Annotated in this window: 6 protein-coding genes and 1 pseudogene; 5 read left to right on the forward strand and 2 right to left on the reverse strand. The window is 69.2% G+C overall.

Going from position 1 to position 5,192, the window contains the following annotated elements; genetic code table 11:
- From prfA to ACFDS6_RS16460, 4 genes and pseudogenes are all read left to right on the forward strand, one after another.
- On the forward strand, positions 1–723 hold a 723-nt coding region (gene prfA / locus ACFDS6_RS16445; RefSeq protein ID WP_375273176.1), incomplete at its 5' end, for a peptide chain release factor 1.
- A gap of 107 nt (positions 724–830) precedes the next feature.
- On the forward strand, positions 831–1,655 hold the full coding sequence (gene prmC / locus ACFDS6_RS16450; protein ID WP_375273177.1) for a peptide chain release factor N(5)-glutamine methyltransferase: 825 nt from the start codon (positions 831–833) through the stop codon (positions 1,653–1,655).
- A gap of 204 nt (positions 1,656–1,859) precedes the next feature.
- Positions 1,860–2,117, forward strand: a pseudogene (locus ACFDS6_RS16455) (DUF4167 domain-containing protein); the annotation flags it as partial.
- Positions 2,118–2,606: 489 nt separating this feature from the next.
- The gene (locus ACFDS6_RS16460; RefSeq protein WP_375273181.1) at positions 2,607–2,912 is read left to right on the forward strand and encodes a hypothetical protein; all 306 of its coding nucleotides are present in this window, start codon (positions 2,607–2,609) and stop codon (positions 2,910–2,912) included.
- A gap of 31 nt (positions 2,913–2,943) precedes the next feature.
- Here the strand turns inward: ACFDS6_RS16460 and ACFDS6_RS16465 are convergent, their stop codons facing one another.
- Complete coding sequence (locus tag ACFDS6_RS16465) at positions 2,944–3,255, reverse strand: hypothetical protein (protein ID WP_375273178.1); 312 nt, start codon at positions 3,253–3,255, stop codon at positions 2,944–2,946.
- Between the two features lie 134 nt (positions 3,256–3,389).
- Here ACFDS6_RS16465 and ACFDS6_RS16470 point away from each other — a divergent pair, with 134 nt between their 5' ends.
- A complete protein-coding gene (locus ACFDS6_RS16470; protein WP_375273179.1) occupies positions 3,390–3,821 on the forward strand; it encodes a CBS domain-containing protein in 432 nt (143 codons plus the stop codon).
- Positions 3,822–3,828: 7 nt separating this feature from the next.
- Here the strand turns inward: ACFDS6_RS16470 and ACFDS6_RS16475 are convergent, their stop codons facing one another.
- Positions 3,829–5,190: a lipopolysaccharide biosynthesis protein gene (locus ACFDS6_RS16475; RefSeq protein ID WP_375273180.1), complete on the reverse strand. Its 1,362-nt coding sequence runs from the start codon at positions 5,188–5,190 to the stop codon at positions 3,829–3,831.
- Between the last annotated feature and the right edge of the window lie 2 nt (positions 5,191–5,192).

Below are 5,192 nucleotides of genomic sequence, written 5' to 3' on the forward strand. Positions count from 1 at the left end.
ACCGGCGGCGACGAGGCGGCGCTGTTCGCGGGCGACCTGTTCCGCATGTACCAGCGCTTCGCCGAGGAACAGGGCTGGCGCGTCGAACTGATCTCGGCATCGGACAGCGACGCGGGTGGGTTCAAGGAAGTGGTCGCCTCGATCACCGGATCGGGCGTGTTCGCCAAGCTAAAATTCGAGAGCGGCGTCCACCGCGTCCAGCGCGTTCCGGTGACCGAGAGCGGCGGGCGCATCCACACATCCGCGGCGACCGTCGCGGTGCTGCCCGAGGCGGAGGAGGTCGACGTCCAGATCGACGAGGCGAAGGACCTGCGGATCGACGTCTATCGCTCGTCGGGGCCGGGAGGGCAGTCGGTCAACACGACCGACTCCGCGGTACGCATCACCCACCTGCCGACCGGGCTGGTCGTGATCCAGCAGGACGAGAAGTCGCAGCACAAGAACAAGGCCAAGGCACTCAAGGTCCTGCGTACGCGACTGTACGAGGCCGAGCGCGAGCGGCTGGCGGCGGAGCGATCGGGCACCAGGCGCGCGATGGTCGGCTCGGGCGACCGTTCGGAGCGCATCCGCACCTACAATTTCCCGCAAGGACGCGTCACCGACCACCGCATCAACCTGACGCTCCATCGCCTGCCCGAAATCCTCCAAGGTGAGTTAGGCGAGCTGGTCGGCGCGCTGATCGCGGAGGATGAGGCGGAGCGGCTGGCGACGCTGGATGCGTAGGTCGGCCTGTCGCGTGCCGCGACAGGACTCGATCAATCACGACCGGCGCAGCCAGCGGCTCCGACCGACGACGCGGCTTCGCCGCGGCGTGGCCCGGTAGCATCCTGATGTCAGTCCTAACCCCCCGCGCCGCACTCGCCGCTGCCGCACAGCGGTTCGCCTTCTCCGCCACCCCGCGGCTCGACGCCGAGCTGCTGCTCGCGCACGCGCTCGGCATCACACGCGAGCGCCTGCTGCTGACGCTCGGCGACTGGTCGGTACCGCCGGCGTTCGACGCGATGGTCGAGCGGCGCGCCAATCACGAACCCGTCGCTTATCTGACCGGCACCCGCGCGTTCTGGACGGTCGATCTGCACGTCGCGCCCGGCGTGCTGGTGCCGCGTGCCGATAGCGAGACGCTGATCGAGGCGGCGGTGGCGCATTTCGCCGGGACGCTTGGTCCTCGCCGCATCCTCGACCTGGGCACCGGATCCGGCGCGCTGCTGCTCGCCGCGCTCGACGAGTGGCCTTCGGCGAGAGGCGTCGGCGTCGATGCCTCACCCGATGCGCTTCGCATCGCGCGGGCCAATGTCGATCGTCTGGGTCTGGCCGATCGCGCGAGCGTCGTCCCCGGCAGCTGGGAGGGGACGGGTGAAGCGTTCGACCTCGTGCTGTGCAATCCACCCTATATCGCCGAAGACGCTGCGTTGCCCCGCGAAGTGGAGGCGTGGGAACCCGCGAGCGCGTTGTTCGCCGGGGCCGACGGCTTGGACGATTACCGCCGCATCGCGCCGCTACTCGCCGCACAGATCGCACCCGGCGGCGTCGCCTCCGTCGAGATCGGTTCGGACCAGGGGGAAAGCGCGACCGCGCTGTTCCGCGACGCCGGTCTGCGCGTCGCGGTGCGCCGCGACCTCGCCGGACACGATCGTTGCCTCGTGGTCACGCCTTGAAAAGCGTGGCGGCGGACCGCATATTTCGCTTTGAGAACGACGAGCGAGCAGCTAGGGCGCGTATAGGGGCCCGCACAGACAGCGCTGTTTCTCGCGTCGTTGTTCCTGGGGCGTTTGCCCCCCCTTCGTCATCAGCCGCTGCAGTCCGGTGGCCGTGGCAGGTCCGGTTCGCCACCGCGCGACCGTCCTGGGGAATGATCGCCCGTGCATCGCGAGGTCGATGCCGCTCGGGAGCAGTGCCGTTTTAGGTTCGAGGACGAGGACACACTTTTGATCAACAATCGTCAGCAAGGCCGCCGTCGCGGTCGTGGCAATGGACCGCAGCGTCCCGGCGGCGGTGGCGGCCAGGGGCAGCGCGACAGCGGCAACCGCATCGACAGCCGCGCACGGGGCAATGCCGCTCAACTGCTCGAAAAATACAAGAACATGGCGCGCGACGCGCAGATGTCGGGCGACCGGGTAAACACCGAATATTACCTGCAGTTTGCCGACCATTATTTTCGCGTGCTCGCCGACCAGCGCGGTCGCAACGAGGAGCAGGGCCAGCAGCGTCGCCAGCAGCGCGACGACTTCGACCAGTTCGACCCCTTCGACGATTTCGGTGACGAGGGCGAGCCCGTCCGTGCCGACGAGGTGCAGCGCGCCCAAGAGGGTGAGCGCAATCAGGGCGATCGCCAGCAGGCCGACCGCCAGCCGCGCGACGAGCGCTTCCGCGGCGACCGCGACGATCGCCCGCGCGAAGGCCGCGACGATCGCCAGCGCGACGAGCGACCGCGTTTCGATCGTGACGAGCGTCAGGGCCGCGACGATCGCCCGCAGCGTCAACCGCGCGAGGATCGCCCTCGTCTCGAACGCGCCGAGCGTCGCCCGAACGATGCGCGCGATGACGGCCGCGGCGACGAGCGTCGCTACCAGCGTCCGACGCAAGCGCCTGTCGCCAACGACGTCGACGTGCCGCAGTCACCGGTCGTGGGCGACGCGCAGGCCGCTATGCCGCAGCAGGCGAGCGAAGCGCCTACGGATGAGGCACCACGCCGCCGCACCCGGACGCGCAAGCCGCGCGAGGATGCCGTGGACACGGCCGCGCCCGCCGATGCGCTGGGGGCCGACCGGCTGCCGCCGGCACTCGGCCTCGTGTCCGCGCGCGACGGCGACGCGTCCGCACCCGGCACCGACGATGCCGCTGACGACGCCCCCAAGCCGCGTCGCCGCCGGATCGTTCGCGCGGCCAGTGGTGAGGCGACGCCTGCCGAGTGAATTGAGCGCGCCGATCCCGGTAGGGAGGTGACTACGGGCCGACGTCCTTTCGGGGCGCTCGGCCCGTTCTCGTATCCAGACCGGCGGCGTCGGCCGCCTCGTCGTGACCGGTTCCCGAACTCATGAACGCGAGGCCCATCAACGCGCCCGCCATCGCGACCGACCCGATCACGCCACCGAAGGTCGCGAGCGTTGCTACCCAGCCGAGCTCGCCATAGGCGCGGCCGACCAGCCAGACGGCGACGAACGCCGCGACGATGCCGACCAGCGTCACCCAGCGCAGGATGCGCCGAAACCTCGCCCATGCGAACCGCGCCTGCGCCGGATCGTCCAAACCTTGCACTGCGCCATCCTCCCGCCCTGGGCTACGCATCTACTCGTCACGCGACGTGCGGCAACGCTTTGCAACGCGCGCGCGAACGTGGAATGATGCTCTGCGCCAGTCCATAGGCACGAGAAGATATAGGAGAGAAGGCGATGACCATCGCGGCGATCCTCGGCGACAAGGGCGCCGACATTGTGTCTATCTCACCTGAGCGAACCGTCGCCGACGCGGTCGCACTGCTCGCCGAGCGCCGCATCGGTGCGGTACCGGTGCTGGGTCGCGACGGTGCGGTAGCGGGCGTGTTCTCCGAACGCGACGTGATCGGCTGTTTGCGCGAGCGCGGCGCCGCGGCGCTCGACCAGCCGGTGTCGGCGGTGATGACCGCGCCCGCCGTGACGGTGGGCCGCGACGACTCGGTGCTCGGCGCGCTGTCATTGATGACGCGGCGGCGCATCCGTCACCTTCCGGTCGTCGAAGCGGGTAAGGTGGTAGGCATCGTCTCGATCGGCGATCTGGTGAAATATCGTATCGACCGGATCGAGGCGGAGGCGCGCGCGATGCGCGACTACATTCAGCAGGTGTGAACGGCGATCAGGCGCGCACCAGCCGCGCGACCTCGCGTACCGTGTCGCGCGCGAACGCCAGTAGCAGCCCCGCGTAGCTGACCGCGCCCAATGCGACGAGCACGGCCAGGCGCGGCATCGCGCCGATAGGCGGCAGCAGGCGATCAACGCCGACCACCAGCGCCGCCATCGCGCCCGCGCTCGCCAGCGCCGGCGCCGCCGCCCGCACGACTGCCTGCCACGACACGCCGATCACCGGCAGCGCGCGGCGGCTGCTGATCACGAGGTAGAGCGGGTATGCCACGACCCAGGCGGTCGCTAGCCCCGTCACACCGCCGCGAACGCCGACCAGGAAGCTGACCGTCAGCAGAACCGCGCCGATCGCACCATTGATGACGGCCACGCCCGGTCGCCCGATCGCGTCGCACGCTGGCGAATAGAGCACCTGCACCGTCATCAGCGGCATCGCGAAGGCGAGCAGGCGAACCACGGGCACGACCTCGGCCCATTTCTCCCCCAACACCGCGTGCACCAGCGGTTCGGCGGTGGCGGCCAGCCCTGCGTAGAACGGCAGTGCGGCCAGCATCACCAGCTGCATCGCTTTCAGGAACGCAGCCGCGCGCGCGGTCGGGTCATGCTGGATCCGCGCGTAGGCGCTGAACGCGACCTCGTTGAGCGGGGGCACGAACTTCGACACGAAGATCTGCGCCAGAAACAGGCTGGTGGTGTAGATGCCGAGCAGGTGCGGCGACAGCGCACGCCCGGCGATGAAGACGTCGCTCTGGCTCTGCAGGAACCAGAACAATTGGCTTAGCGCCATCAAACCACCGAATCGCATCAACTGCCCGGCACCCGCGAAGCGGAACAACGGCCGCACCAGCGCGCGCGCCGACCAGGTCAGCCCGACCGCGCGGGTCAGGTAGAGCGCGCCCGGCGCCGCAACGAGCGTCCACACGCCCCATCCTGACGATGCCCCGATCAGCGCGGTCGACGCCGACATCAGCGAGGCCGTCACATTGACCTTGGCTTGGCGACTGAAATCGAGCTGCCGGCTGAGTAGCGCGGAGGGAAGCGCGATAAACGGCGTGGTAAGATACAGGAGCGATTGCACGCGCAGCATGTCGGCGACGATCGGCTGCCGGTAATAGGCCGCGAGCAGCGGGGCGACGATCACCTGGACGGCGGCCAAGCCGCCGTTGAGCAGCAGCAGCAGGCCGAACAGCTGACGAATGTCGCGCTCGCTCACCTCGGGCTGCCGAACCAGCGCGCTCGCGAGACCGTAGCCGTCGAGCATGTTGGTGAAGGCGAGTACCACCGCGCTCATCGCGAACAGGCCGTAGTCGCTCGGCGACAGGATGCGAATCACCAGAAAGGTCGCGGTCCACTGCACCA

Source organism: Sphingomonas sp., from assembly GCF_042095875.1.
Lineage (GTDB): Bacteria > Pseudomonadota > Alphaproteobacteria > Sphingomonadales > Sphingomonadaceae > Sphingomonas.

Bases quoted from the DNA above. Each gene is read 5' to 3' on its own strand.
- prmC (WP_375273177.1), top strand. From the start codon at position 831: ATGTCAGTCCTAACCCCCCGCGCCGCACTCGCCGCTGCCGCACAGCGG.
- ACFDS6_RS16470 (WP_375273179.1), top strand. From the start codon at position 3,390: ATGACCATCGCGGCGATCCTCGGCGACAAGGGCGCCGACATTGTGTCT.